Raw genomic sequence first — 25,616 nt, 5'->3', positions numbered from 1 at the left:
CTCAGGAGCAGCCGCATGACCATCGGTGACCACCTCGACGCGCTGTACCGGCTGCCCGCCTACACCTTCCCGGGCCCCGACGCGCCGACCGACGACCTTCCCGAGGCGGAGGCCTCCGCCTGGCGCGTCACCAGCGACGTGTACGACGCCGACGAGGAGTGGACGCAGGCCTTCGCCCGCTTCTGCGCCGCCGTCGACACCACCCGCGTGCGCGCGCTGATCGTCGGCGCCTGGCAGGAGGCGTACGACAGCGAGCCCACCGCCGTCGTCGAGGCGCTGGTGGCGGCCCGTGAGCGGTTCCCCGCGCTGCGGGCGCTGTTCGTCGGGGACATGGTCATGGAGGAGTGCGAGATCTCCTGGATCAACCAGACCGATCTGACGCCCCTCCTCGCCGCCTACCCCGAACTGGAGGAGTTCGGCGTCCGCGGCGGCTCGGGCCTGCGCTTCCCGGCGCTGAGGCACGACGCCCTGCGCCGGCTCACCATCGAGTCCGGCGGTCTGCCCGCGGAGGTCGTGCGCGGCATCGGCGCCAGCGACCTGCCCGCGCTGGAGCACCTCGACCTGTGGCTGGGCACCCCGGACTACGGCGGCGACAGCGAGGCCGCCGACCTGGAGCCGATCCTGTCCGGCGCCCGCCTGCCGCGCCTGCGCCACCTGGCGCTGCGCAACAGCGAGATGCAGGACGCCGTCGCCGCGGCCGTCGCCTCCGCGCCGGTGGTCGCCCGCCTGGAGGTCCTGGACCTGTCCATGGGCGTCCTGACCGACGAGGGCGGCGCCGCGCTCCTCGCCGGACAGCCCCTCACCCACCTGAAGAAGCTCGACCTCCACCACCACTACCTCAGCGAGGCCCTGACGGACCGGATCCGCCGGACCGTCGAGACCGAGGGCGTCGAGGTGGACCTCGACCGCGACGACGCCGACGAGGACCAGGACGACGACGGCACGGTGTGGCGGTACGTGGCCGTGGGGGAGTGAACACCCCCTGAGCACCACCCCTGGCACATCCCTGAGCACCCCCCTCGGCCCGCCCCGGAACACCCCTGCACCGCGCGGGCACCCGAACACCCCACGAGAGGACGCCATGCAGCGGCCGGCCCCCCACCGGCGGCCCCGCTTCGCGGTCGTCGGCAACCCCGAGAACCGCCGCGTCACCCTCTTCGCGGACGCCGTGCGCGCGGCCGGCCTTCCGGCCCCGCGCGTCGTCGCCTGGGCGGAGGTCCTGCGCGACGGCGGAGCCGAGTTCGGCCCCGAGGAGATCGTCCGGATCGACTCACCGGGCGAGAACGCGGACGTCGACCGGCTGCTGCGCGGCACCGCCGACCCCACCCGCGTCGAGGGCTCGGCCCGCTGGTACGCCGGCTTCACCGCCGCGCTCGCCGGCCTGCACGGCGGCATCCGCCTCGACGATCCCGACGACCTCCCCGTGCTCTTCGACAAACGGCGCTGCCACGCCGTCCTCGACGCCGCCGGCGTACCGGTCCCGGCCTCGCCCACCTCGGGCCCTGCGGCCGCCCCGGTACGGGGCTGGGACGACGTACGGGCGCTGATGCGGGAGCACCGGATGCCGCGGCTGTTCGTCAAACCCGCGCACGGCTCGTCCGCGTCGGGCGTGCTGGCCGTGGAGACGGGCGGACCGGGCCGGATCAGGGCCACCACCTCGGTGGAACTCACCTCCGACGGGCGCCTGTTCAACTCGCTGCGGGTCCGCCGCTACCAGGACGAGCGGGACATCGCGGCCGTCGTCGACGCGCTCGCCCCCGACGGCCTGCACCTGGAACGCTGGCTGCCGAAGGCCTCCCAGCAGGGCCGCGCCGCCGATCTGCGGGTCGTCGTCGTGGCCGGTCGCGCCACCCACGCCGTGGTGCGCACCAGCCGCTCGCCCCTCACCAACCTCCACCTCGGCGGCAGCCGCGGCGACCTCGAAGCGGCCCGGCGGGCCGTGGCGGCGGCGGGCGCCCGCTGGTCCGACCTGCTCGGCGTGTGCGAGCGGGCCGCCGCCTGCTTCCCCCGCACCCTCTGCGTGGGCGTCGACCTGCTGCCGGCCGTCGACTGGCGCAGAGCCGCCGTCGGCGAGGTGAACGCCTTCGGCGACCTGCTGCCCCGGCTCACCGGCCTCCCCGGCAGCGGCGCGGAGGGCCTCGACACCTACGCCACCCAGGTGGCCGCGGCCCTGAGCGGCGCCCCCGCCCGCCACAGAACAGGAACACCCCATGCGTGACCCGGCCCCGAACCACCCGGACCTCAACCAGTCGGCCCCGAACCACCCGGACCTCAACCAGTCGGCCCCGAACCACCCGGACCTCAACCAGTCGGCCCCGAACCAGTCGGCCCCGAACCAGCCGGACATGAACCAGGTGGTGGGCAGCCACGACCTCCTTCTCGTCACCCTCGACACCCTGCGCCACGACGTCGCCGCCGAACTGGCCGCCGCCGGCCGCCTGCCGAACCTGGCCCGCCACCTCCCCGGCGGCCGCTGGGAGGAGCGGCACGCCCCCGGCAGCTTCACCTACGCCTCCCACCAGGCGATCTTCGCCGGCTTCCTGCCCACCCCGGCCGCGCCCGGACCGCACCCGCGCCTGTTCGCGGCGAGCTTCGCCGGCAGCGAGACCACCGCCGACAAGACGTTCGTCTTCGACACCCCCGACCTCGTGTCCGGCCTGGCGAAGGCGGGTTACCACACCGTGTGCGTCGGGGGAGTGGGCTTCTTCAACAAGCAGGGCCCGCTGGGCTCGGTGCTGCCCGGTCTGTTCCACGAGTCCCACTGGGCACCGGAGTTCGGCGTCACCTCGCCCCGCTCCTTCGAGAACCAGGTGGCCTGCGCCGAACGCGTCGTACGCGAACTCCCCGACGAACAGCGCCTGTTCCTGTTCGTCAACGTCTCCGCGCTGCACCAGCCGAACTGGTTCCACCTGCCCGGCGCGACCCCCGGGTCCGGAGACACCCGCGCCTCGCACGCCGCCGCGCTGGAGTACGTCGACCGGCACATCGGCCGGCTGTTCGCGGCGGCGAGCAGCCGGCGCCGCTGCTTCGCGATCGTCTGCTCCGACCACGGCACCGCCTACGGCGACGACGGCTACACCGGCCACCGCCTCGGCCACGAGTCGGTGTGGACCGTGCCCTACGCCCACTTCTTCCTCGACCCCGCACCCCGTCCGACGGAGGCCACCGGATGACCACCGCCGAGCCGATCGCCGAGCCGGCCATCGAGCCGATCACCCGCACCAGCCCCTACCAGCACTACGTCTACGCCTACCCGCACAAGACGGCCTACCGCGCCCTCCCCGACCGCCCCGCGCTGAGCACCCTGTGGGCGGCCGAACCCAAGGACGCCCTCTCCCTCTACCTGCACATCCCGTTCTGCGAGGTCCGCTGCGGCTTCTGCAACCTCTTCACCCGCATCGGCGCCCCCGACGGCCTGACCGGCGCCTACCTCGACGCGCTCGAACGCCAGGCGGACGCCGTACGGGAAGCACTCGGTGACACCGACGAGGTGCGCTTCGCCACCGCGGCCTTCGGCGGCGGCACCCCCACCTTCCTCACCGCGGCCGAACTGGACCGCCTCTGCGACATCGCCGAGCACCGCATGGGCGCCGACCTGCGTGCCGTCCCCCTGTCCGTCGAGGCCTCGCCCGCCACCGCCACCGCCGACCGGCTCGCCGTCCTGGCCGGCCGCGGCGCCACCCGGCTCAGCCTCGGCGTGCAGAGCTTCGTCGACTCCGAGGCCCGCGCCGCCGTGCGCCCGCAGCGCCGCGCCGACGTCGAGGCCGCCCTCGGCCGGATCCGCGACGCCCGCGTACCGGTCCTCAACATCGACCTCATCTACGGCATCGACGGGCAGACCGAGGACACCTGGCGCCACTCCCTCGACGCGGCCCTGGCCTGGCGTCCCGAGGAGCTGTACCTCTACCCCCTCTACGTCCGCCCCCTCACCGGCCTCGACCGCCGCCGCGGCGGCCCCGACCCCGAATGGGACGAACAGCGGCTGCGCCTGTACCGGGCCGGCCGCGACCACCTCCTCGCCCACGGCTACACCCAGCAGTCCATGCGCATGTTCCGCCGCACGGACGCCCCGCCCCAGGGCGCCGACGACTACGCCTGCCAGACCGACGGCATGATCGGACTCGGCTGCGGCGCCCGCTCCTACACGGCCCGCCTGCACTACTCCTTCGACTACGCCGTCGGCATGCACGAGGTCCGCGCGATCATCGACGACTACGTCTCCACCACCGACTTCGCCCACGCCGAGGTCGGCCACGCCATGGACGGCCACGAGGCGCGCCGCCGCCACCTCCTCCAGTCCCTCCTCCAGGCCGACGGCCTGCGCACCGACGACTACCGGGCCCGCTTCGGCACCGCCCCCGCCGACGACTTCGGCCCCGAACTCGAACGCCTCGCCGACCGCGGCTGGCTGACCGGCGACCCGGCCGTCCTCAGGCTCACGCCGGAGGGCCTCGCCCACTCCGACGCGATCGGCCCCGGCCTGTTCTCCCCGGCCGTGCGGGCCGCCATGGCCGCCTACGAGAGGAAGTGAGCACCGGTCATGGACCTGACCCTGCTCTACCGCGGTCCCCTGGCCTCCTGCGACTACGACTGCCCCTACTGCCCGTTCGCCAAGCGGCGCGACACGGGCGACCAGCTCCGCGCCGACCGCGCCGCGCTGGAGCGCTTCGCCGACTGGGCGGCGCGGCAGACCGACGACCGCCTCTCCCTGCTGTTCACCCCCTGGGGCGAGGGCCTGGTCCGCTCCTGGTACCGGCGCGCCCTCGCCGACCTGTCCCGGCTCCCGCACATCCGCCGGGTCGCCGTCCAGACCAACCTCAGCTGCCGCACCGACTGGCTCGCCGACGCGGACCCCGACACCCTCGCCCTGTGGTGCACCTACCACCCCGGCCAGACCCCCTACGACCGCTTCCTCGCCAAGTGCCGCGACCTCACCACGCGCGGCATCCGCTTCAGCGTCGGCGTCGTCGGCCTGCCCGACCACCTCGAAGCGGCCCGCCGCCTGCGCGCCGACCTCCCCGCACACGTCTACCTGTGGATCAACGCCGCCGACGGCCACACCTACAGCGACGCCGACGCCGCCCGGTGGACGGACCTCGACCCGCTGTTCCCGTACAGCCGCCACCCGCACGCCAGCGCCGGCCTGCCCTGCCGCACCGGCGAGTCCGTGGTCTCCGTCGACGGCGAGGGCACGGTCCGCCGCTGCCACTTCGTCCCCGCCCCCCTCGGCAACCTCTACGACGGCTCCTACCGTGCCGCCCTGCGCCCCCGCCCCTGCCCGCTGGCCGTCTGCGACTGCCACATCGGCTACGTCCACCTGGAGACGCTGCCCCTCTACGACGTCTTCGCCGGCGGCGTGCTGGAGCGCGTCCCGGCCACGGTGCCCTCCCGGCACGCCGTCGACCTGCCGGCCCCCGCGCCCGCGGGTCCGCGGGAGGTTTGATCCGGCGGATCGTGTCAACCGGGTAGGCATGACCGAGTCGACGCGGGAGATCGAACGAAAGTACGAGGTGCCGGCGGGGGGCGGCCTTCCGAGCCTGTCCCGGCTGACCGGCGCGGGCGGCGACTGGTCGCTCGCCGACGGAGGCCGCCACGACCTGGACGCGGTGTACTACGACACCGCCGACCTGCGCCTGCTGCGCGCCCGCGCGACCCTGCGCCGCCGTACGGGCGGCTCCGACGCCGGCTGGCACCTGAAGCTGCCGCTGGACGAGGACACCCGCGAAGAGATCCGCGCCCCCCTCGGCACGAACGACCACGGCAACCCGGACGACATCCCCGACGGCCTGCGGGACCTGCTGCTCTCCCGGACCCGCGGCGCCCGCCTCGAACCGGTGCTGCGCCTGCGCACCGACCGCACCGTGCGCGAACTGCTCGACGCCGACGGCGGCCTCCTCGCCGAGCTGACGCTCGACCGGGTCCGCGCCGACTCGCTGCGCGGCGACCGCGGCCACACGTCCTGGACGGAGCTGGAGGTCGAGGCGGTCGCCGAGGAACCCGCCGCCACCGTGCTGAAGCGGGTCGAGAAGGCCCTCGGCAAGGAGGGCTTCACCCGCTCGGACGCCCCCTCCAAGGCGGTCCGCGCCCTGAACGACACCGTGCCCGCCGCGCTGCCCGCCCCGCAGTCGCCCCCCGGCACCCCCGGTACCGCCGGCGAGCACGTGCACGCCTACCTGACCCGGCAGGTCCGGGCGATCGTCGACCTCGACCCGGCCGTACGACGCGGCCTGCCCGACTCGGTGCACCGGATGCGCGTCGCCTGCCGCCGGCTGCGCAGCTGCCTGCGCTCCTACCGTCCGCTCCTCGACCGCGGGGCCACCGAGCCGGTCCGCGCCGAACTGAAGTGGCTCGGCGGCGAACTGGGCGCAGAACGCGACCAGGAGGTGCTGCTGGAACGGCTGCGCGGCGGCGTCGACGCGCTGCCCGGCGAACTGGTCCTCGGCCCGGTCTCCGCCCGCCTCCAGGCATGGGACGTCGCCCGCTCGGCCGAGGCCCGCGACCGCACCCTCGCGGCGCTGTCCTCGCCCCGCTACGTGGCCCTCCTGGAGGCACTGGACCGGCTGAGCGCCCACCCGCCGCTGCGCCCGAAGGCCGCCCGGAAGCCGGCCAAGGTGCTGCCCCGGGCACTCGGCAAGGAGCACGACCGCCTCGCCCGCCGCGTCGAGCGCGCCCTGGGCACACCCGCCGGTCCGGAGCGCGACGCCGCCCTCCACCAGGCCCGCAAGGCGGCCAAGCGGGTCCGGTACGCCGCCGAGGCGGCCCGGCCGGCCCTCGGCGGCACCGCGAAACGCCTCGGCAAGCGCGTCAAGGCCGTGCAGAAGGCGCTCGGCGACCACCACGACAGCGTCGTGGCCCGCGAGACCCTGCGCCGCCAGGCCGTGGCCGCCCACCGGGCCGGCGAACCCGGATTCACCTGGGGGCTGCTGTACGGCCGGGAGCAGGCCGGGGCCGCCGACCGGGAACGGGAGCTGCCGGAGCTGTGGCGGGCGGCCGAACGCGGCGGCCCGCGCGAGGCGAAGCGCTCCTGACGCCCCGCACAGGGCGAAGCGCTCCTGACGCCCCGCCCTCGGCGCGCGAAGGGCCGCGTCCGCCCCCGGCACACGAAGGGCCGTGCCCGCACCGTCGACTGCACGGTGCGGGCACGGCCCTTCGGACTGCGGGCGGGAGGCTACGACGCGTCGGTCACGTCCGTCACCCTCCAGCGCTGGTTGGAACCGGAGTTGGGCGGCCAGGTCGTGACGGCGGCACCCTCGTGGGTCGCCTGGCCGCCGACCTCGAGGACCCGGCCGGTGGCGGGGTTCACCAGGGTCCAGGTGCCGTCACCGGTGGTCGACATGACCCACTCGGTGGCGGGGTCGCGCTCACCGGTGTCGGGCTCCACCACGGGCACGTTGTCGCGGACCGCCAGCCGCTTGCCCTCGGCCGGGTTGGCGAACACGTAGCGCTGGCGGGCGCCGGTCTCGCCGTACCGGGCGTCGAGCCGCCACTGCTGGGCGACGGTGCCGTTGCCGGTGCCGAGGACCAGGCCGGTGCCGTTCGCGGCGACGGTGACCGCCTTGCCGCTCTGCACGCCGGTCAGCGTGTAGGTGCGGCCCTTGCGGATCAGCGGGGCGTCCTTCGCGACGCCGGAGACGCCCTCGACGGCGAAGGAGGTCACCGACTGGGCGGGCACGGTGAAGGTGGCCCGGCCGTCGGCGACCGCGATCGGCGCCTGCGGCCGGAGCTTGCCGTCGGCGCTGGTGACCACCGGGGTGACGGTGGCGTCCTTGCCGATCCTGCGGAACTTCGACAGGTCGACGGTGACCGTGCGGGCCTCGGTCGTGCTGTTGACGTGGACGAGCGAGGCGCCCTTGCCGTCCGCGGTGACGGCGGCGGCGCTGGAGGTGTCGTCCACCTTGATCAGCCGGTCGCCGGGCTTGATGAAGTGCGTGAAGTTGCGCGCGGTGTCGAACTTGGTGTTGGTGTGTATCGGGCAGGACTCCAGCGTGTCCTCGGAGGTGCAGCTGAACGGGAGCTGGATGCTGCCCCAGTTGCCGCCCTTCGCGGACTCGCCGCCCGGCCTCATGTTGTCGTGGTCCTCGACCGGCTGCCAGAACACCCAGGCCTTGGGCTCCAGTTCGCGCAGGTCGTTCACGATCTGCTGGGCGAGCCCGAGACCGGGGCGCATGTCGGTGAAGCTCTGGCCGTCGCCCCAGTCGCCCTCGACCTCGCTCATCCACAGCGGCTTGTCCGCCGCCTTGGCCAGGTCCCGCACGGTGGTGCGCTGCCCGGTGCCGTAGGTGTGGACGTTCATCTGGTCGACGAGGTCGCGGGAGGCCTGCGAGTAGGAGTTCCAGTTCGTGGCGAAAATGCCCGGGTTGGTCTCGTCCATCGCCGAGATGTCCGCCTTGACCTTCGCCTTCTTCAGCGCCGGCGCCAGGGCGGCGAGGACCTGCTGCTGGACCGCGGGGCCGATGTGCGCACCCTCCTGACGGCCGCCGACCGGCTCGCCGTCCGCGCCGAGACGGGTGCCCCAGTAGGTGGTGTTCGGCTCGTTGAACGGGTCGATCGTGTCGACCTTGATGCCCTCGGCCTTCTCCAGCCGTTTCGTCGCGCCCGCGAGATAGGCGGCGAAGTCGTCGACCGACTCCGGCCTGAGCTGCTCGGCGCCGGCGTCGAACCCGCCGGAGACGTAGCCGCTGACGGTCATGAACCACGGCGGGGAGTTGCTGAACGTCTCCCAGTGGTCGATGTCGTTCTTGATCCGGTCGACCCACCAGCGCTGGGTGGCGTCGGCGTTCTCGTTCCAGTCGGCCGGGTCGTCGGCGCTCCACCAGTCGGTGTCCGCGCGCGTGGTGCCCGCGGGCGCCTTCCACCAGCCCTCGACGGCGCCGCCGGCCCGCAGGTAGTCCTCGACGTCCGGGGCGTTGCCGCCGCCGATGTTGTACCGGGCGATGTTGAGCGCCAGCCCGTCGTCGTCGAAGAGGAGCCTCGCGAGCTTCTCGCGTATCTCCGCCGGGTAGTCACCGGTCGCGTTGGCGAACCAGACGAGGCTGGTGCCCCACCCCTCGAACTTCTCCTGCCGGTACGACGGGTCCGGCGTCACGGTGACGGCCGCGGCGGCCTCGGCCTGCGCCGGAACGGCGAGCAGGGCGGCCCCCGTGGCCAGGGCGGTCAGTGCGGCGGCCCCGAGGGTCCGTCTGTTGCGCGTACGGCGTGCCATCTGTTCTCCCAACTGCGGTGCGGTCGCTGCATGGGCCCCTCCCGCCGGGGGCGGGAGGGCATGGCCCTCGGCGCGGCACGCGTACGTGCCGCGCCGAGGAGTCGTGCGGGGGTGGGGCGCCCGTCTCAGCCGGCGCTCTGGCGCAGTACGGCGACCTCGCGCGGCCCGAGGACCAGGGCGCCGTCGGCGCCGCCGGTGCCGACCAGGACGTCCCCGGCCAGCCCGGTCACGGGCACCGTGTCGTCGGTGCGGTTCACCAGGAACAGGAAGCGTCCCGCGTCCCCGCTCCGGACGGTCAGTTCGACCCGGCCGCGGGCCTCCTCCGGCAGCTCGCTCGTGACCCCGGCCGGCTCCAGCAGCCGCGGCAGCAGCGCCGCCAGGCCCTCGACGCCGAGGCGGGTGGAGACGTAGGACGCCGAACCCTCCCCGGTGGTGCGGCGGGTGACGGCGGGCCGTCCGGCCTGCGCACCGGTGCGGTAGCCGGCCAGGACCTGCGTGTCGGCGTCGGCGACGGTGATCCGGTCGGTCCACAGGGTGCCCGTGGTCCCGTCGTCCAGCTCCACGCTCTCCCCGGCCAGCAGCGGCCCGAACTCCTCCACGCGGATGCCGAGCAGCTCGCGCAGGGCGCCGGGGTAGCCGCCCAGCCAGACGTGGTCGTTCTCATCGACGACACCGGAGAAGTACGTGGTGATCAGGTGACCGCCCTGCTCGGCGTACCGGGTCAGCTCCTTGGCCAGCTCGGCGGGGACCACGTGCAGCACCGGGGCGATCAGCACCTGGTGGCGGGAGAGGTCGGAGCGGGTGGTGACGAGGTCGGCGCGGACGCCGAGGGCGAGGAGCGCCGAGTACCAGTCGAGCGCCTCCTGCCGGTAGTCGAGCAGGGAGGTGGGGTGCGAGTCCTGCTCGCTGGCCCACCACGAGTCCCAGTCGTACACGATGCCGACCCGGGCGGTCTCCCGCTCGGTCCCGGCGACCGGCGCGAGGGTCTTCAGGGTGGCGCCGAGCGCGGTCACCGCGCGGAACAGGTCGCTGTCGGCGCCGGCGTGCGGGACCATCGCCGAGTGGTACTTCTCGGCGCCGGCCGCCGACTGCCGCCACTGGAAGTAGCAGACCGCGTCCGCGCCGTGCGCCACGTGCAGCAGCGCGTCACGGGCGAGCTCGCCGGGCCGCTTGGCCACGTTGACCGGCTGCCAGTTCACGGCGCTGGTGGAGTGCTCCATCAGGAACCAGGGCCGCCCGGCGGCGATCCCGCTCGTCAGGTTGGCGGAGAAGGACAGCTCGTCGCGGTCCTGCGGCCCGGGGTGGACGTAGTGGTCGTTGGAGACGAAGTCGATCTCGTCGGCCCAGTCCGCGTAGTCCATGCCCTTGGTGTTGCCCATCACCATGAAGTTCGTGGTGGCCGGCACGTCGGGGGTGATCTCGCGGAGGATCTCCCGCTCGGCGCGCAGGTAGTCCTTCAGCACGTCCGAGGAGAAGCGCTTGAAGTCCAGCTGCTGCGTCGGGTTGGGGTGCGAGGCGGCCAGCCGCGGCGGCAGGATCTGCTCCCAGTCGCTGTAGCGCTGCGACCAGAACGCCGTGCCCCACGCGTGGTTGAGGGCCTCCAGCGTGCCGTAGCGGGCGCGCAGCCAGCCGCGGAAGGCGCGGGCCGCGTCGTCGGAGTAGTCGTAGACGTTGTGGCAGCCCAGCTCGTTGGAGATGTGCCAGGCCACCAGCGCGGGGTGGTCCTTGTACCGGGTCGCCAGCTCCCGCACCAGCCGCAGGGCGTGCTCGCGGAAGACGGGGGAGGTGGGACGCCAGTGCTGACGGGCGCCCGGCCACACCGTCTCGCCGTTCGCCGTCACCGGCAGGATCTCCGGGTGGGCGGTGGTCAGCCACGGCGGCGGGGAGGCGGTCGCGGTGGCCAGGTCGACACCGATGCCGTTCGCGTGCAGGAGGTCCATGACCTCGTCGAGCCAGCCGAAGTCCCAGGTGTCGTGGGTGGGCTGGATCCGGGCCCAGGAGAAGATCGCCACGGACACCACGGTGACGCCGGCCTCACGCATCAGCCGGACGTCCTCCTCCCACACGTCCCGGGGCCACTGCTCGGGGTTGTAGTCGGCGCCGTAGGCCAGTCGGGGGGCGGGGTCACCGTCCGCTCCGCGGCGGCGGGAGTGGAGGGTGGAGATCATGGCGGTCCTTCCGGGGTGTGGTGCACGGGGGGCGGCGCGGAGTCCGTCCGCGCCGCCCTGCGTCTGGTGCTGTCCTACTTCTCGACGGTGAAGCCCTGCTCCTCGGCGTACTTCACCGAGGCGTCCTGCCAGGCCTTCAGACCGTCCACGAGCTTGGTGTTCGAGACGTAGGCCTTGCCGACCGTGTCGTTGAAGATCGAGTGGGCGTACTGCTGGAACGGCAGGTACGACCAGTCGCTGGCGACGTTCGCGGCGGACTCGGCGAAGATCTTGTTCGCCTCCTGGCCACCGAGGTAGTCGAACTTGGTGCTCTGGAACGCGGGGGACTCCAGCTCCGCCTTGGTGGCGGGGAAGGCGCCCTGCTTGACGCGGGTCTGGACGCCGTCACCGGAGTTCGCGTACTCCACGAAGGCGTAGGCGAGTTCCTTGTTCTTGCCGAGCGAGGGCAGGGTCAGCGAGCTGCCGCCGTTCTCCGCGCTGGCCTTGTCGCCCTTGGTCCAGGCCGGCATCGGGGCCGCGCGCCACTGGCCGGCCGCGTTCGGCACACCGGTGACGAAGTTGGCGGGCATCCAGGCGCCGGTGGTCAGGGTGGCGATGCTGCCGTCGCCCAGGCCCTTGTACCAGTCGTCGGTCCAGCCGGTGACCGGGGCGAGGAGCTTCTCGTCGATGAGCTTCTGCCAGGTCTCCGCGTACTTCTTGGCCTTCGCGTCGCTGAAGTCGATCTTCACGTTGGTGCCGTCGACCTTGTACGGACGCGAACCGGCCTGCCACAGCATGCTGGTGGTGAAGCCGGCGTCGCCGGTGTCGTTGGCGATGTAGACCTTGGGGTCGGCCTTGTGCAGCTTGCGCGCGGCGTCGACGTACTCGTCCCAGGTGGTCGGGACGGCGATCTTGTACTTGTCGAAGATCTTCTTGTTGTAGAACATCGCCATCGGGCCGGAGTCCATCGGCAGGCCGTAGATCGCCTTGTCCTCGCTCACGGCGTTCCACGGGCCGGGCGTGTACTTGGACGCCAGCTTGTCGGCGCCGAAGGGGGCCAGGTCGGTGAGACCCTTGCCCAGGGCGTACTGGTTCACCGCGAAGTACTCGACCTGCGCGACGTCCGGGACGCCCTTCGCGGCCGAGATCGCGTTCGACAGCGCGGTGTAGTGCTTGTCGCCCGACCGCTCGCTGACCAGGTTGATCTTGACCTTCGGGTACTTCTTCTCGAAGTCGGCGGCGACCGTCTTCAGCGTGGGCTCCCAGGACCACACCGTGACCGTGCCGCCCTTCTTCAGGGCCGCCTGGACGTCGGAGGCGGAGACCGCCTTCTCGGCGGAGTCGTCGTCGGAGCCGCCGCAGGCGGTGGCGCCCAGGGCCACGGCCGACAGGAGGGCGATGCCGCGCAGCAGGCGGCTGGTGTTTCTGCGCATGAGGGTGCTTCCACTTCTTCGTGGGTGGGACGGGGTGAGGGTGGTGGTGCGTGATGTGGGGCTGAGGGGGCGGCAGGGGAGCCGCGCGGTCACTCCTTGACGCTGCCCGCGGCGAGACCCGACTGCCAGTACTTCTGGAGCAGCAGGAACGCGGCGATGAGCGGCAGGATGGTGAGCAGCGAACCGGTGATCACCAGGTTGAAGATCACCTCGCCGCCGACGGTCTCGGCCTGGGAGTTCCACGCGCTCAGACCGAGCGTCAGCGGGTACCACTCCGAGTCCTTGAGCATGATCAGCGGCAGGAAGTAGTTGTTCCAGGTGGCGACCGTGGTGAACAGCAGCACGGTCACGATGCCGGGGGCGAGCAGCGGGAGGGCGACGGTGAAGAAGGTGCGCGCCTCGCCGGCCCCGTCGATGCGGGCGGCCTCGAGGAGTTCGGTGGGGATGGCCTCGCTGGCGAACACCCACATCAGGTACAGGCCGAACGGCGAGACCAGCGAGGGGATGATCACCGCCCACGGGGTGTCGGTCAGGCCCATCTTGCTGAACATCAGGAAGGTGGGCACCGCGAGGGCCGTGCCGGGGACCGCCACCGCGCCGATGACCGTGGCGAAGATGCCGCGCTTGCCGGGGAAGTCGAACTTCGCCAGCGCGTAACCGCCGAGGACCGCGAGGAGGGTGGCCCCGCCGGCGCCCAGCACCACGTACATCAGGGTGTTCAGCAGCCAGCGCGTGAACACGCCGTCGTGGTAGGTGAACGTGTCGCGGATGTTGTCCCACAGCGCGAAGTCGTCGGCGAACCACATCCCGGACGAGTCGGCCAGACCCGCCTGCGTCTTGGTGGCGTTGATGGCCAGCCAGATCAGCGGCACGACGGTGTAGACGACGATCAGCGACGTCAGCACCGTCAGCAGCACGCTGCGCTTGGGCTTGTCGGGGGAGTGCCTGCGCGTCCTGCGCAGCCGTGGCGCGCTGCGGCCGGGACCGGAGGTCTTGGCGGGTGCGGCGGAGGAGGCGGTGGTGAGAGGGCTGCTCATCGGGTCACGCTCCCTTGCGCATGCCGCGCAGCTGCACGACGTAGGCGATCACCATCGTGATCAGGCCCATGATGATGGCCACCGTCGCGGAGTAGTTGTGCTGCTGGCCGTTGAAGGACAGCGAGTACGTGTAGAAGTTCGGCGTGTAGTCGGTGGTGATGGCGTTGCGGGCCAGCGGCCGCAGGATGTTCGGCTCGTTGAACAGCTGGAAGCTGCCGATGATCGAGAAGATCGTCGCGATGACCAGGGCGCCCCGGATCGCGGGCAGCTTGATCGCCGTGATCACGCGGATCTGTCCGGCGCCGTCGATCTCCGCGGCCTCGTACAGCGAGTTCGGGATGACGCGCAGCGCCGAGTAGAAGATCAGCATGTTGTAGCCGACGAACTCCCAGGTGACGATGTTGCCGATGGAGGCCAGCACCAGGTCGGGGGAGAGCGGGTCGGGCAGCGAGACGTCGAACGCCCCGTTGATGTCGCCGACCAGGCCGTACTTCGTGCCGTACATGAAGCCCCACATGAGGGTGGCGACCACGGCGGGCACCGCGTACGGCAGGAAGATCGTGATGCGGAAGAAGCTCTTGCCGTAGAGCCGGCCGCTGTCCAGCGCCAGGGCCACCAGCAGGGCGATGCCCAGCATGATCGGCACCTGGATGACGAGGAACAGCGCCACCCGCACGAGGGCGTCCCAGAACTGCTGGTCCTGCAGCGCCTGCGTGTAGTTGTCGAAGCCGACGAACTGGGTGCCGCCGATCAGCTGGTCCCGGAAGAGGCTGAGGTAGATCGAGTACACGATCGGCGCCAGGAAGACCAGGGCGAACACGGCCACGAAGGGACCGATGAAACCCCAGCCCGTCCACGAGCGGCGGTCCCGTTTCGCCGGAGGGGGCGCCGGCCGCGGCTCGGCGGCCACCGGCGGTTGCAGCGTCGTCATGTCGTTCCTCGCTCATCCAGTCCTGGAACAGGCGGTGTCGTTCGGGTGTGCCGTGTGCACCGCCACGATGTTTACGCAAACATCAGCCATCCGGAAGAGCCGGTGGGCTGTTATGTTTACGTAAACATCTGATGGCGGCATGTCTACACTGCCCCGATAACCACGGTCAAGGGTCGTCTGCGGAGACCCTGAAAGCTGCGGCGAGAGAAAGTAGGGGGCAAGGCGTGGAGATGGCTGAAAGGGCCCCGGCGGGCGAAGCCGGGACGGCCATGGGCCTGGCGGGGGGCGCTCAGGAGCGGGACGCCGTGGTGCGACGCGCTCGCGGACGCGGCCGGGCCACCGCCTCGATGGCGGACGTGGCCCGCCTCGCCGGCGTGTCCTCCCAGACGGTCTCCCGGGTGTCCAACGGTTACGCCGGTGTGAACGAGGAGACCCGGCAGCAGGTGCTCGCCGCGATGAAGGAGCTGGGCTACCGGCCCAACAGCGCGGCCCGCGCCCTCAAACGCGGAGAGTTCCGCACCATAGGTGTGATCACCTTCACGCTGTCCACGACCGGCAACATGCGCACCCTGGACGCCATCGCGACCTCCGCCGCCGCCGAGGGCTACGCGGTGACGCTGCTGCCGGTCGCCGTGCCCACCCAGGACGAGGTGCGCGGTGCGTTCTCCCGCCTGGAGGAGCTCGCCGTCGACGCGGTCATCGTCATCATGGAGGTCCATCTCCTGGACGCGGCCACCGTCACCCTGCCGCCGCACGTCCAGGTCGTGGTCGTCGACTCCGACGCCGGCAGCAACTACACCGTCGTCGACACCGACCAGTGGGGCGGCACCCGCGCGGCCGTCCAACACCTCCTGGATCTCGGGCATCTGACGGTGTGGCACCTGGCGGGACCCGAGGACTCCTTCGCCGCCCAGCGCCGCGCCGACGCCTGGCGCGGAGCGCTCACCGACGCGGGCCGCCCCGTCCCGACCCTCGTCCGGGGCGACTGGTCGGCGGAGTCCGGGTACCACGCCGGCCTCGAACTCGCGGCCCGCGAGGAGTGCACCGCCGTCTTCGCCGCCAACGACCAGATGGCCCTCGGCCTGCTGCGTGCCCTGCACGAGCGCGGCCGGCGCGTCCCCGAGGACGTCAGCGTGATCGGCTTCGACGACATCCCCGAGGCCGCTTCCTTCCTGCCCCCGCTGACCACCCTCCATCAGGACTTCGCCGAGGTCGGCCGGCTCTGCGTCCAGGCCGTCCTGCGCAAGATGCGCCGCGACGGCCCCCAGCGCGGCACGACCCTCGTGCCGACCCGGCTGGTCCTGCGCGACAGCACGGCACCACCGCCGGGTGTCGGCCCCGGAGGGCCGCCGCCGGCCGGCGGCCCGGGGGAGGGCTGAGGCCGACAGGCCGGAGCGTGCCGTCCGCCGCCGTCCGCCGCCGTGCGGACCCGCGGCCCTGCCGCCCGTCCGCCGGGCAACCCCACCGCCCGCCGTCCGGCAGGCCCGTCACCACCCGCCGGACCCGGCCCCTCGTGCCGGACCCGGCCCCTCGTGCCGGACCCGGCCCCTCGTGCCGGACCCGGCCCCTCGTGCCGGACCCGGCCCCTCGTGCCGGACCCGGCGCCCTACACCAGGCCCAGCTCCAAGTCCCGTTCGCCCGCCGCCCGGGCCGCTGTGCGCCAGGCGACGGTGACGGCGGTGCGGGCGGCCGCCGTGCCGGTGCGGGCCTCCGCGGGGAGTCGCATCGGGGCGCCCACGTGGACGTGGCAGTGGGGGCGGCGCAGCGGTGCCGTGAGGGCGCCCGCCATCTGCTTGGCGGTCGAACCCGAGGAGATCCGCCGGGCGCCGACGTGCCCCACCGGCACCACCAGCGCGCCGGAGACCTGCGCGAGGCGGGCGAGCCCGGTGCGGAAGGCCTCCGGCGGGCCGGGCGCCGCGTCCCTGCGGTCCGGCAGCCCGCCCTCGCCGTAGAGCAGGACGTGCCGGCCGCCGGCGAGGGCCTCGGCGGCGGCGTCGAGGGCGTGCGCGGCGCGTGCGGAGCGGCGGTGGACGGGGATGTGCCCCTCGCGGGCCAGCACCCGGCCGAGCACCGGCACCCGCCAGAGCCCCGCGGTCGCCATCACCACGGGCTCCACGCCGAGCCCGCGCAGCGCGGCCAGCACGACCGCGGGGTCGGCCAGGGAGTCGTGGTTGGCGGCGAAGATGGTCCCCGCGGACAGGCGCATCCGCAGTTCACTGGTCACGGTGAGGCGTCCGAACAAGGGCACCAGGACGGAGGCGGCACGGGTGAGCACGGCGGGCCCTTTCCGGTCGGGGGCGGGTCAGTGAGCCCAGTCTGGTGGCGGCGCGGCGGCCGCGCCTGAGTACGACTACTCAGACACCCGTACGACTTCTGCGAGTTGGGCCGTGTCCACGGCCCGGTCCGGGGCATCCGCAGAACGACGGACCCGACCGGGCCGACACCGGCACCCACCCCCCGAAGGGACGGACCCCTTGCTGGCCATCATCGCGGCGGTGGCGTTCTTCATCGCCTTCCTGATCAACGCGGCGGAGATCTCCACCAACGACACCTTCACCTCCACCAACATCATGCTGCTGGGTCTGACCCTGCTCGCCCTCCACGTCGGCGGCATCGGCGCGGGCTGGTCGGCGCGCGGCCGCAGACACTGAAGGCACCTTCGGTCGGGCCCGCCCCCGGACTCGGGGGCGGGCCCGCCGACGTGTGCGCGAGGGGGAGGGGAGGCCTGCCGACGTGTGCGCGAGGAGGAGGGGGAGGCCCCGGCGGTCACGCCGCCCGCGGAAGTCCCCCGGTCGTGCCGCCCGCGGAGCCCGGCTGCCGGTCCGCCCGCGGAGCCCGCGCGCGGTTGCGGGCAGGGCGGCGGCCCCGTGCGGCCCACGTCCCCGTCTCCGGGACACCCCGCCGATCGGGGCAGGTTCGGCGGCGTTCCGATGGCCGGGCGGAACTCGGGGTAGGCGGGGAGACAACCCAGGAAAGGATCGCCATGACGACCTACGTGATCAGCGTCCCCGGCACCTTCACCACCGGCGTCGACGCGGACACCCGGGCCCGGATCGGCCGTTCCCTCAGGCCGACCGACCCGCACCGCACGCAGATGGGGAACGCCGAGGACCTCGACGCCCTCTCCCTGAACGACGACGACACGTTCACCATCCGCCTGACCGTGGAGGCGGACAGCGCGCCGCACGCCGAGGAGAGCGCGCGGCTGCTCGCGCAGTCGGCGTTGCGCGAGTCCGGCCTGGACGAGGACGACGCCCCGCTGGGCCCGGCGGCGGTCACGGGCATCGACTCCGACATCTGAGCCCCGCCCCGCGCGATCGGGGACCGTACGACATCCGAGTCCGCCCCGCGCGATCGCGGACCGTACGACATCCGAGTCCCGCCCCGCGCGGGCGCCGGCCGGAGGGGACTTCCGGAAGGCCTGCCGCGCGCGGGGACGCGGGAACCGGTTTCCCGAACGTCTGCCGCGAGCCGTACCGGGCACACGCAGGAACCAGGACACGACCACAGGGAGGACACCGTGAGCGAATACCGAGGGCACAGCGTCCCGACCGCCGGGCACACGCCCGACGACGACCTGACCGGCTACCAGCTGGACGCCACGGACGGCCACGCGGGCAAGGTCAGCAAGTACTCCGCCGACCTCGGCCCGCAGTTCCTGGTCGTGCGCACCGGCGTCTGGTTCCTCGGCAAGGACGTGGTGCTCCCGGCGGACGCCGTCATGGGCATCGACCACCAGGCGCGCATCGTGCAGGTCTCCCGGACCAAGGACGAGGTGCGGTCGGCGCGCGTCTTCGACGTGGACAGGTACCTGGGCGACCCCCGCCACCGCGACCAGCTCGGCGGCCGGCACGGTTCGGGACACTGACCCGCTGCGCGCGGCCGCGGGCCGGGCCCCCTCGCGGACCGGCCCCCCGACGAGGAAAGATGGGACGGCGAGCGACGGATCAACCCAAGCGGAGGAACGGACCATGCAGCACGAACGAGCGGGTCGGCCGGCCGGCCCCGAGGACCTCGTCGACGTGGCCCGGCTGGTCACCGCGTACTACGCGCTGCACCCCGACCCCGCCGACCCGGCGCAGCGGGTGGCCTTCGGCACCTCCGGGCACCGCGGTTCCTCCCTGAACACGGCGTTCAACGAGGACCACATCGCCGCGACCAGCCAGGCCATCTGCGAGTACCGCACCGCGCAGGGCACCGACGGCCCCCTCTTCCTGGGCGCCGACAGCCACGCCCTGTCCGAGCCCGCCCGGGTCACCGCCCTCGAGGTGTTCGCCGCCAACGACGTGACGGTGCTCATCGACGCCGCCGACGGCTACACGCCCACCCCGGCCGTCTCGCACGCCATCCTCACCCACAACCGGGGCCGTACGGAGGGCCTCGCGGACGGCGTGGTCGTGACCCCTTCGCACAACCCGCCGGGCGACGGCGGCTTCAAGTACAACCCGCCCAGCGGCGGCCCGGCCGGCTCGGACGCCACCTCCTGGATCCAGGACCGCGCCAACGAGATCATCACGGCCGGCCTGAAGGACGTACGCCGCGTCCCCTACCGCCGGGCGCTCGCCGCCCCCGGCACCGGCCGCCACGACTTCCTCGGCGCGTACGTCGCCGACCTGCCGGCCGTCCTGGACCTGGACGCGATCCGCGCCGCGGGCGTCCGCATCGGCGCCGACCCGCTCGGCGGGGCCTCCGTCGCCTACTGGGGCCGGATCGCCGAGGAGCACCGGCTCGACCTGACCGTGGTCAACCCGCTCACCGACCCCACCTGGCGGTTCATGACGCTGGACTGGGACGGCAAGATCCGCATGGACTGCTCGTCGCCGTACGCGATGGCCTCGCTCATCGACCAGCGTGACCGGTTCCAGATCGCCACCGGCAACGACGCCGACGCCGACCGGCACGGCATCGTCACGCCGGACGCGGGCCTGATGAACCCCAACCACTACCTGGCCGCCGCCATCGCCTACCTCTACACCCACCGCGAGCAGTGGCCCGAGCACACCGGGATCGGCAAGACCCTGGTGTCCTCCTCCATGATCGACCGGGTGGCCGCCGATCTCGGCCGCCGTCTCGTCGAGGTGCCCGTCGGCTTCAAGTGGTTCGTGGACGGCCTGGTCGACGGCTCGCTCGGCTTCGGCGGGGAGGAGTCGGCCGGCGCGTCCTTCCTGCGCCGCGACGGCTCGGTGTGGACCACCGACAAGGACGGCATCATCCTGGCGCTGCTCGCCTCCGAGATCACCGCCGTCACCGGGAAGACCCCCTCGGAGCACTACGCGGCGCTGACGGCCCGCTTCGGCGAGCCCGCCTACGCCCGGATCGACGCTCCCGCGACCCGCGAGGAGAAGGCGCTGCTCGCCAAGCTCTCGCCCGCGCAGGTCACCGCGGACACGCTGGCCGGAGAGCCGGTCACCGGCATCCTCACCGAGGCGCCCGGCAACGGCGCGGCCATCGGGGGCATCAAGGTGACCACCGAGAACGCCTGGTTCGCCGCCCGCCCCTCCGGCACGGAGGACGTGTACAAGATCTACGGCGAGTCGTTCCTGGGCCCCGACCACCTCCGCCAGGTGCAGGAGGAGGCCAAGGACGTGGTGATGACGGCCCTCGGCGGCTGACGGCCGACGGCTGCCCGCTGGCCCGCTGACGCACACGCCGCGCCGGGCCGCGCTGTGCCGTGCTGCGGCCCGGGCGACGGTGAAGCGGAAGGCTCCGTCGCCCGGGCCCACGGCGTCAGCCACAGGTGCGGGTCCTCCCGCACCGGCGGCAGCGCCACGTACGCGCAGCCGGGCCGCGGCCGTGCGCTCCCGGACAACTCGCCCCGGTTCGACGTTCCCGACCGCCGACCTGTCGGTATCATCCAATAAACGTAAAAGGCGAGTTTCGCCCCGAAGGGGTTACCGTCCTCTCCGGAGGGAGCCATGGCCCGCAAGCGCCCGACGGACGACGGCGACGAGCTGCTGGCCAGGCTCGGTTCGCTCACCGCCCAGGCGCGCGAACGCGCGGAGCTGCAACGCTCCCGCGTCGAACTCGCCGTCGCCCTCCAGCGCGGCATGCTCCCCAGGGACCTGCCCACCGCCCCCGGCTACCGGCTCGCCGTCCGGTACGCGCCCGCCCACCACGGCCTCAACGTGGGCGGTGACTGGTACGACGCCTTCCGGATGGCCGACGGCCGTGTCGGCCTGTCCATCGGCGACGTCCAGGGCCACAACATCGAGGCGACCGCCTTCATGGGCCAGGTCCGCGTCGGCCTGCGCGCCCTCGCCTCCGTCACCGGCGAGCCCGGCGAACTCCTCGCCGCCACCAACGACCTGCTGCTCTCCCTCGGCGGCCACCTCTTCGCCACCTGCACCTTCATACGTCTCGACCCCGCGACCGGCGTGCTGGAGAGCGCCCGCGCCGGTCACATCCCGTGCGTGTGGGCCACGGCGGACGGCAGGTCCGGCATCGCCGAGGACGAGGGCGGCCCGCCCCTCGGCGTCCTGGCGGGGATGACGTACCCGGTCACCCGCTACCGGCTCACCCGGGGCGGGGTGTTCGTCCTGCTCACCGACGGCGTCGTGGAAGGGCCCTCGATGAGCGTCGACGAGGGCCTGGACCAGGTCGCGCGGCTCGCCGGTGTCGCCGCCGGCGCCGGCCTGGACGCCCCCGCTCTCGCCACCGCCGTGATGAGGGGCGCCGAGCGCGTCGGGCACGAGGACGACGCCGCCGTCCTGGTCGTCGGACGCGACGGAGCGGACGGCGACGAACGGGGAGCGGACGCCCATGGAGCGGACGGCGACGAACGGGGACGGCGCGTTCAGCCATAGGGCCGTCCCCCGCGCCCCCCGCCTCGCCGTGGGCGCGGGCCCGGTGTCTGATGGCTGCTGTGGTGGGTACCAGCGATCTGCGCCGGGCGGCCGTCCTCGCCGCCGAGACGGCGGCGGTCGCGGCCTGCTACTACGCGGCCGGAAAGCTGGGCCTGCTGCGGCAGCTCGTCGTCGAGGGCGCGATCTTCACCCCCATCTGGCCGCCCTCGGGCGTCGCCGTGGCCTGCCTGCTGATCCTCGGACTGCGCTGCTGGGCGGGCATCACGCTCGGGGCGCTGCTCGTCATCCTGTCGCTCACCTCGCCCGACCCCGCCATCGTCTTCAACCTGGCTGGCAACACCGCCGCCCCCGTCTGCGCCTACCTGATGCTGCGCAGGGCGGGCTTCCGCAACGACCTCTCCCGCTTGCGCGACGGTCTCGCGCTGGTGTTCCTCGGGGCGCTGACCGCGATGCTGATCAGCTCGACCACGGGCGTCGGGGTCCTCGTGCTCACCGACCAGCTGCCCGCGCACGCCTTCTGGTCCGTCTGGCTGGCCTGGTGGGTCGGGGACGCGATGGGCGTCCTCATCGTCACGCCCGTCCTGCTCCTCGTGCACACCGCTCGCCGGCCACCGCCCCTGACCCGCTGGAAGGAGGCCACGGGCCTGGCCGTCATCGCCCTCGCGGTGATCCCCCTGGCCACCAACAGCTCCGTCAGTCTGCTCTTCCTCGTCTACCCGCTGCTGATCTGGGCGGCCCTGCGCTTCCAGCTCGCGGGCAGCATGCTGTGCGCCCTGGTCACCTCGGTCCTCGCCACCGTCGCGGCCACCGACGGGGTCGGCCCCTTCGCCCACCTGACGCGGACGGAGGTCATGGGCAAACTCCAGGCCTTCAACGGCACCATGGCCCTGACCGCCCTGCTGCTCTCGGCCGTCATCACCGAACAGCGCAACACCCGCCGCTCGGTGGAGCGGGCCTGCCAGGAACTGGCCGAGGTGCTGGAACACCTCACGGCGGGCGACACGCCGCACGGCCGGCCCCAGAAAGGAGCGGAGGACGATCCGCCCCGCGAACGCTAAGCCCCGTCGTCGCCTTCCCGCCGTCCGCCCGCGGGGCGGTCGGGAAGGTGACGACAGGGCCCTGGGGCAGGGGAGGCATCCGGTGCGCAGGACGGCACCCGGACGACCGGGGCGAGGAACCGGGCACCACCGACGGGCCCGCTGTTCTCCCCCCCCGCCCGCCGCCCGCACCGACCCGCGGGGCGCGGGCTTCCCGGTGATCGACGTCACCACCACCGAGGGCGGGACGCCGCAGACCGGGGGCGTCCCCCGGGCCCCGGGCCGGCCGCGGCGGGCCCCGGCCGGGGCATGGCATGATCGTGCGCATGCGTGAACGAGTGGTGGCCGCGTGCGACGGGGCCTCGAAGGGAAACCCCGGTCCGGCGGCCTGGGCCTGGGTGATCTCCGACGGCTCCGAGGCCCCGGCCCGCTGGGCGGCGGGACCACTCGGCAAGGCCACCAACAACGTCGCCGAACTCACCGCCCTGGAACGCCTGCTGGCCGCGGTCGACCCCGACGTACCGCTGGAGATCCGCATGGACTCGCAGTACGCCATGAAGGCCGTCACCACGTGGCTGCCCGGCTGGAAGCGCAACGGCTGGAAGACCGCCGCGGGCAAGCCGGTCGCCAACCAGGACCTGGTCGTGCGCATCGACGAACTGCTCGACGGCCGCACGGTCGACTTCCGCTACGTGCCCGCCCACCAGGTGGACGGCGACAGGCTGAACGACTTCGCGGACCGGGCCGCCAGCCAGGCGGCGATCGTCCAGGAGCCGGCGGGCAGCGCCCTCGGTTCGCCCGAGCCGCCTCCCGCCCCCGACGTCCCGGCGAAGTCCGGCGCACGCCGCAAGGCCGCCGGGGGCACATCGCCCCGGCGGCCCGGCGGTTCGTCCGCCCGCACGATCAAAGCCAAGTTCCCCGGCCGCTGCGCGTGCGGGCGGTCCTACGCGGCGGGGGAACCGATCGCCAAGAACGATCAGGGCTGGGGTCACCCGGACTGCCGCACGGCGGCCGTCGGGTGACCGGGACGGCACCGGTCAGACGACCGCGCCGCGCCAGCCGCCGGTCTCGAGACCGCGCTCCTCGATGAACTCCTTGAAGCGCTTGAGATCACCCTTGGTCTGCCGCTTCACGAAGCCGAGCTTGTCACCGACGGTCTCGGCGAGACCCTCGGGTGCGAACTCCAGCTGCAGCATGACCTTCGTGTGGTCGTCGTCGAGGCGGTGGAAGGTCACCACGCCGGCCTGCCGGGCCTGTCCGGCCACCGTCGTCCAGGCGACCCGCTCGTCCGGGATCTGTTCGGTGATCTCGGCGTCGAACTCACGGTGCACGCCGTTCACGGCCGTGACCCAGTGGGTGAGCGTGTCGGTGCGCTGTTCGACGCGCTCCACCCCGCCCATGAACTCCGGGAACGTCTCGAACTGCGTCCACTGGTTGTAGGCCGTGTGCACCGGGACACTGACCTCGATGGATTCCTCGACCTGCGTCACGGTCGTCTCCTCCTCGCTCTCGTCGGGTACGTGGCGCCCGGGTATCCGTGACCCCGGTGGCCAATCCGGCCGCGGTCAGGCGGAGTCGAAGGTGTAGTGCGGGGTGTGGTCGAGCAGGTCCGCCGGGGTGGTGTCGTTCCACGGCTTCATCGTCTCGTGCAGGTCCACCACGTCCGGCGTCCCCGCCACCGGGACGTACCCCGCCCCCGGGTGCCTGCGCTGCCACGTGGCCCACAGTTTGTCGATGTAGGCGTGGTGCAGCCAGAACACCGGGTCGTTGGGGGAGACCCCGGTGGCCATCTGGCCGCCGACCCAGACGTGCACCCGGTTGTGCAGGTTCACGCCCCGCCACCCCTCCAGATGGTTGCGGAAGCCGTCCGAGCCGCTGTTCCAGGGCGCCATGTCGTACGTCGGCATCGCGAGCACCGAGTCGACCTGGGCCCGCGTCGGCAGCTCACGCACCCCCGCACCCAGCGCGCGCCGCAGATAGCTCCGCCCGTCGACCCGCACCCCGATGGGCCAGTTGCCGCCGGACGCGGCGAACGGGCCGTCCATCACCCGCCCGTCCAGGCTGCGTCCGGTGCCGCCGAGGAAGTCCGGAGCCCACAGCGAGGAACGCGTCGAGCGGTCGGCGGACCAGTCCCAGTAGGGCAGTGCCACCGAGGCGTCCACGGACTGGAGCGCCCGCTCGAACTCCAGCAGGAATCTGCGGTGCCAGGGCAGGAAGGACGGTGAACGGTGGCCGGTGCGCTCGCCGTTGTCGGTGTCGCCGACGATGAACGCGTTGTGCGTGGTGACGAAGGCGTCGTAGCGGCCGCTGCGCTTGAGTTCGAGGACGGCGGCGACGAAGCGGCGCTTCTCGTCGGCGGTCAGGGAGGCCTGGTTCTTGCGGACGGTCATCTGCGGGGTGCTCCAAGGGCAAGTGCGCTTGCGGGAAGGTCAGTCGGTCGGGAACGGCAGCAGCCGGGCGCCCTGCAGCTCGTCGACCGCGGCGCGGGCGGCGGCCCGTGGCGTGGGCACCGGGTCGTAGTGGCTGACCACGCTGATCCAGCTGCCGTCGGCGTTGCGCATGACGTGCAGTTCCACGCCGTCGACGAACACCGCGTAGCCGCCGCCGTGGTGACCACCGCCGTGGTGACCGCCGCCGGTGGCCGGCCGGCCCTGTATCCGGCGTCCCTTGTAGACCTCGTCGAAGGCGGCGGGGAAGCCGGAGGAGGTCGCGGAGGTGGTGGAGGCCGCGGAAGCGGGGGAGGTGGGGGAGCCGGGCGAGTTCGCGTGGTGATCGCCCGGGGCGGCGTTCGCCGCGCCGGCGGCGCCGACGGTCGCGGCGAGGGCGGCCGCGCCGGTGAGCGCGCGACGACGGCTGAGTTCCGGCATGCGGGACCTCCTGGGGTGTGTTCGGTTGACGACCCCGCATGCCTATCGGCCCACCGGAGAACGGGAGAAATCCCTCAGGACGGGTTGGCTCCGATCCGGACAATCAATAACAAGCCGTACGGTCTTCAATGAAGATGATCTTGCTGTGGGGCGGGTGCC

At 73.0% G+C, this 25,616-nt stretch carries 23 protein-coding genes; 14 read left to right on the top strand and 9 right to left on the bottom strand.

Translation table 11 applies throughout. From position 1 onward, the window contains the following. The first annotated feature begins 15 nt into the window (after positions 1-15). The 6 genes from ACH4N1_RS28595 to ACH4N1_RS28570 all read left to right on the top strand — a co-directional run bounded on the left by ACH4N1_RS28595 (position 16) and on the right by ACH4N1_RS28570 (position 7,028). A complete protein-coding gene (locus ACH4N1_RS28595; protein ID WP_398101497.1) occupies positions 16-975 on the top strand; it encodes an STM4015 family protein in 960 nt (319 codons plus the stop codon). 106 nt (positions 976-1,081) lie between these two features. Next, a complete protein-coding gene (locus tag ACH4N1_RS28590; protein WP_398101494.1) occupies positions 1,082-2,218 on the top strand; it encodes an STM4014 family protein in 1,137 nt (378 codons plus the stop codon). A gap of 127 nt (positions 2,219-2,345) precedes the next feature. Beyond that, positions 2,346-3,173: an STM4013/SEN3800 family hydrolase gene (locus tag ACH4N1_RS28585; RefSeq protein ID WP_398101601.1), complete on the top strand. Its 828-nt coding sequence runs from the start codon at positions 2,346-2,348 to the stop codon at positions 3,171-3,173. Beyond that, the gene (locus ACH4N1_RS28580; protein ID WP_398101491.1) at positions 3,170-4,531 is read left to right on the top strand and encodes an STM4012 family radical SAM protein; all 1,362 of its coding nucleotides are present in this window, start codon (positions 3,170-3,172) and stop codon (positions 4,529-4,531) included. The genes ACH4N1_RS28585 and ACH4N1_RS28580 overlap by 4 nt, the downstream gene beginning before the upstream one ends. A 9-nt stretch (positions 4,532-4,540) precedes the next feature. After that, a complete protein-coding gene (locus ACH4N1_RS28575; RefSeq protein ID WP_398101488.1) occupies positions 4,541-5,443 on the top strand; it encodes an STM4011 family radical SAM protein in 903 nt (300 codons plus the stop codon). Positions 5,444-5,471: 28 nt separating this feature from the next. Then, positions 5,472-7,028 (top strand): CHAD domain-containing protein, encoded by a 1,557-nt coding sequence (locus tag ACH4N1_RS28570; RefSeq protein ID WP_398101485.1) that lies wholly within the window; start codon positions 5,472-5,474, stop codon positions 7,026-7,028. 140 nt (positions 7,029-7,168) lie between these two features. Here ACH4N1_RS28570 and ACH4N1_RS28565 read toward each other — a convergent pair whose 3' ends face one another. From ACH4N1_RS28565 to ACH4N1_RS28545, 5 genes are all read right to left on the bottom strand, one after another. Further along, on the bottom strand, positions 7,169-9,202 hold the full coding sequence (locus tag ACH4N1_RS28565) for an RICIN domain-containing protein (RefSeq protein ID WP_398101482.1): 2,034 nt from the start codon (positions 9,200-9,202) through the stop codon (positions 7,169-7,171). 125 nt (positions 9,203-9,327) lie between these two features. Next, positions 9,328-11,370, bottom strand: a complete 2,043-nt coding sequence (locus tag ACH4N1_RS28560) for a beta-galactosidase (RefSeq protein ID WP_398101479.1) — start codon at positions 11,368-11,370, stop codon at positions 9,328-9,330. A 74-nt stretch (positions 11,371-11,444) separates the two neighbouring features. Continuing rightward, on the bottom strand, positions 11,445-12,782 hold the full coding sequence (locus ACH4N1_RS28555) for an ABC transporter substrate-binding protein (protein WP_398101476.1): 1,338 nt from the start codon (positions 12,780-12,782) through the stop codon (positions 11,445-11,447). Positions 12,783-12,871: 89 nt separating this feature from the next. Then, positions 12,872-13,819: a carbohydrate ABC transporter permease gene (locus ACH4N1_RS28550; protein WP_398101473.1), complete on the bottom strand. Its 948-nt coding sequence runs from the start codon at positions 13,817-13,819 to the stop codon at positions 12,872-12,874. Between the two features lie 4 nt (positions 13,820-13,823). Next, positions 13,824-14,750, bottom strand: a complete 927-nt coding sequence (locus ACH4N1_RS28545) for a carbohydrate ABC transporter permease (protein WP_398101470.1) — start codon at positions 14,748-14,750, stop codon at positions 13,824-13,826. Positions 14,751-15,097: 347 nt separating this feature from the next. Here ACH4N1_RS28545 and ACH4N1_RS28540 point away from each other — a divergent pair, with 347 nt between their 5' ends. Then, positions 15,098-16,129, top strand: a complete 1,032-nt coding sequence (locus ACH4N1_RS28540) for a LacI family DNA-binding transcriptional regulator (protein ID WP_398101598.1) — start codon at positions 15,098-15,100, stop codon at positions 16,127-16,129. Positions 16,130-16,356: 227 nt separating this feature from the next. Here ACH4N1_RS28540 and ACH4N1_RS28535 read toward each other — a convergent pair whose 3' ends face one another. Further along, on the bottom strand, positions 16,357-17,025 hold the full coding sequence (locus ACH4N1_RS28535) for a lysophospholipid acyltransferase family protein (protein WP_366056381.1): 669 nt from the start codon (positions 17,023-17,025) through the stop codon (positions 16,357-16,359). Positions 17,026-17,224: 199 nt separating this feature from the next. Here ACH4N1_RS28535 and ACH4N1_RS28530 point away from each other — a divergent pair, with 199 nt between their 5' ends. The 7 genes from ACH4N1_RS28530 (at position 17,225) to ACH4N1_RS28500 (ending at position 23,612) form a co-directional block, all read left to right on the top strand. Next, positions 17,225-17,401: a hypothetical protein gene (locus ACH4N1_RS28530; protein ID WP_382786834.1), complete on the top strand. Its 177-nt coding sequence runs from the start codon at positions 17,225-17,227 to the stop codon at positions 17,399-17,401. Positions 17,402-17,733: 332 nt separating this feature from the next. Next, entirely contained in the window at positions 17,734-18,051 is a 318-nt protein-coding gene (locus tag ACH4N1_RS28525; protein WP_398101467.1) for a hypothetical protein, read from the top strand. Between the two features lie 219 nt (positions 18,052-18,270). Further along, positions 18,271-18,618: a PRC-barrel domain containing protein gene (locus tag ACH4N1_RS28520; RefSeq protein ID WP_398101464.1), complete on the top strand. Its 348-nt coding sequence runs from the start codon at positions 18,271-18,273 to the stop codon at positions 18,616-18,618. A gap of 103 nt (positions 18,619-18,721) precedes the next feature. After that, entirely contained in the window at positions 18,722-20,362 is a 1,641-nt protein-coding gene (gene pgm / locus ACH4N1_RS28515) for a phosphoglucomutase (alpha-D-glucose-1,6-bisphosphate-dependent) (protein WP_398101461.1), read from the top strand. Between the two features lie 303 nt (positions 20,363-20,665). After that, a complete protein-coding gene (locus ACH4N1_RS28510; RefSeq protein WP_398101458.1) occupies positions 20,666-21,553 on the top strand; it encodes a PP2C family protein-serine/threonine phosphatase in 888 nt (295 codons plus the stop codon). A 59-nt stretch (positions 21,554-21,612) separates the two neighbouring features. Then, positions 21,613-22,611: an MASE1 domain-containing protein gene (locus ACH4N1_RS28505; protein WP_398101595.1), complete on the top strand. Its 999-nt coding sequence runs from the start codon at positions 21,613-21,615 to the stop codon at positions 22,609-22,611. 293 nt (positions 22,612-22,904) lie between these two features. Further along, a complete protein-coding gene (locus tag ACH4N1_RS28500) occupies positions 22,905-23,612 on the top strand; it encodes a ribonuclease H (RefSeq protein WP_398101455.1) in 708 nt (235 codons plus the stop codon). Positions 23,613-23,627: 15 nt separating this feature from the next. On the opposite strand, the gene ACH4N1_RS28495 is transcribed toward ACH4N1_RS28500, so the two are convergent. The 3 genes from ACH4N1_RS28495 to ACH4N1_RS28485 form a co-directional block, all read right to left on the bottom strand. Then, positions 23,628-24,080 (bottom strand): SRPBCC family protein, encoded by a 453-nt coding sequence (locus ACH4N1_RS28495; RefSeq protein ID WP_398101452.1) that lies wholly within the window; start codon positions 24,078-24,080, stop codon positions 23,628-23,630. A 75-nt stretch (positions 24,081-24,155) separates the two neighbouring features. Beyond that, positions 24,156-24,980, bottom strand: coding sequence for a tyrosinase family protein (locus ACH4N1_RS28490; RefSeq protein ID WP_398101449.1), 825 nt, complete (start codon positions 24,978-24,980; stop codon positions 24,156-24,158). A 39-nt stretch (positions 24,981-25,019) separates the two neighbouring features. Further along, positions 25,020-25,457 carry a tyrosinase cofactor gene (locus ACH4N1_RS28485; RefSeq protein ID WP_398101446.1) on the bottom strand — a complete coding sequence of 146 codons (438 nt, stop codon included), beginning with the start codon at positions 25,455-25,457 and terminating at the stop codon, positions 25,020-25,022. Between the last annotated feature and the right edge of the window lie 159 nt (positions 25,458-25,616).

Origin of the sequence: Streptomyces sp. NPDC017202 (genome assembly GCF_044331705.1) — a bacterium.
Taxonomy (GTDB): domain Bacteria; phylum Actinomycetota; class Actinomycetes; order Streptomycetales; family Streptomycetaceae; genus Streptomyces.
Note: the sequence above shows the minus strand (reverse complement) of the source record. Positions and strands in the feature narration are given on the sequence as shown.

Coding starts and splice junctions, on each gene's coding strand:
- ACH4N1_RS28595 (WP_398101497.1), top strand. CDS start 16: ATGACCATCGGTGACCACCTCGACGCGCTGTACCGGCTGCCCGCCTAC.
- ACH4N1_RS28590 (WP_398101494.1), top strand. CDS start 1,082: ATGCAGCGGCCGGCCCCCCACCGGCGGCCCCGCTTCGCGGTCGTCGGC.
- ACH4N1_RS28585 (WP_398101601.1), top strand. CDS start 2,346: ATGAACCAGGTGGTGGGCAGCCACGACCTCCTTCTCGTCACCCTCGAC.
- ACH4N1_RS28580 (WP_398101491.1), top strand. CDS start 3,170: ATGACCACCGCCGAGCCGATCGCCGAGCCGGCCATCGAGCCGATCACC.
- ACH4N1_RS28575 (WP_398101488.1), top strand. CDS start 4,541: ATGGACCTGACCCTGCTCTACCGCGGTCCCCTGGCCTCCTGCGACTAC.
- ACH4N1_RS28570 (WP_398101485.1), top strand. CDS start 5,472: ATGACCGAGTCGACGCGGGAGATCGAACGAAAGTACGAGGTGCCGGCG.
- ACH4N1_RS28565 (WP_398101482.1), bottom strand. CDS start 9,202: ATGGCACGCCGTACGCGCAACAGACGGACCCTCGGGGCCGCCGCACTG.
- ACH4N1_RS28560 (WP_398101479.1), bottom strand. CDS start 11,370: ATGATCTCCACCCTCCACTCCCGCCGCCGCGGAGCGGACGGTGACCCC.
- ACH4N1_RS28555 (WP_398101476.1), bottom strand. CDS start 12,782: ATGCGCAGAAACACCAGCCGCCTGCTGCGCGGCATCGCCCTCCTGTCG.
- ACH4N1_RS28550 (WP_398101473.1), bottom strand. CDS start 13,819: ATGAGCAGCCCTCTCACCACCGCCTCCTCCGCCGCACCCGCCAAGACC.
- ACH4N1_RS28545 (WP_398101470.1), bottom strand. CDS start 14,750: ATGACGACGCTGCAACCGCCGGTGGCCGCCGAGCCGCGGCCGGCGCCC.
- ACH4N1_RS28540 (WP_398101598.1), top strand. CDS start 15,098: ATGGCGGACGTGGCCCGCCTCGCCGGCGTGTCCTCCCAGACGGTCTCC.
- ACH4N1_RS28525 (WP_398101467.1), top strand. CDS start 17,734: ATGACGACCTACGTGATCAGCGTCCCCGGCACCTTCACCACCGGCGTC.
- pgm (WP_398101461.1), top strand. CDS start 18,722: ATGCAGCACGAACGAGCGGGTCGGCCGGCCGGCCCCGAGGACCTCGTC.
- ACH4N1_RS28510 (WP_398101458.1), top strand. CDS start 20,666: ATGGCCCGCAAGCGCCCGACGGACGACGGCGACGAGCTGCTGGCCAGG.
- ACH4N1_RS28500 (WP_398101455.1), top strand. CDS start 22,905: ATGATCGTGCGCATGCGTGAACGAGTGGTGGCCGCGTGCGACGGGGCC.
- ACH4N1_RS28490 (WP_398101449.1), bottom strand. CDS start 24,980: ATGACCGTCCGCAAGAACCAGGCCTCCCTGACCGCCGACGAGAAGCGC.
- ACH4N1_RS28485 (WP_398101446.1), bottom strand. CDS start 25,457: ATGCCGGAACTCAGCCGTCGTCGCGCGCTCACCGGCGCGGCCGCCCTC.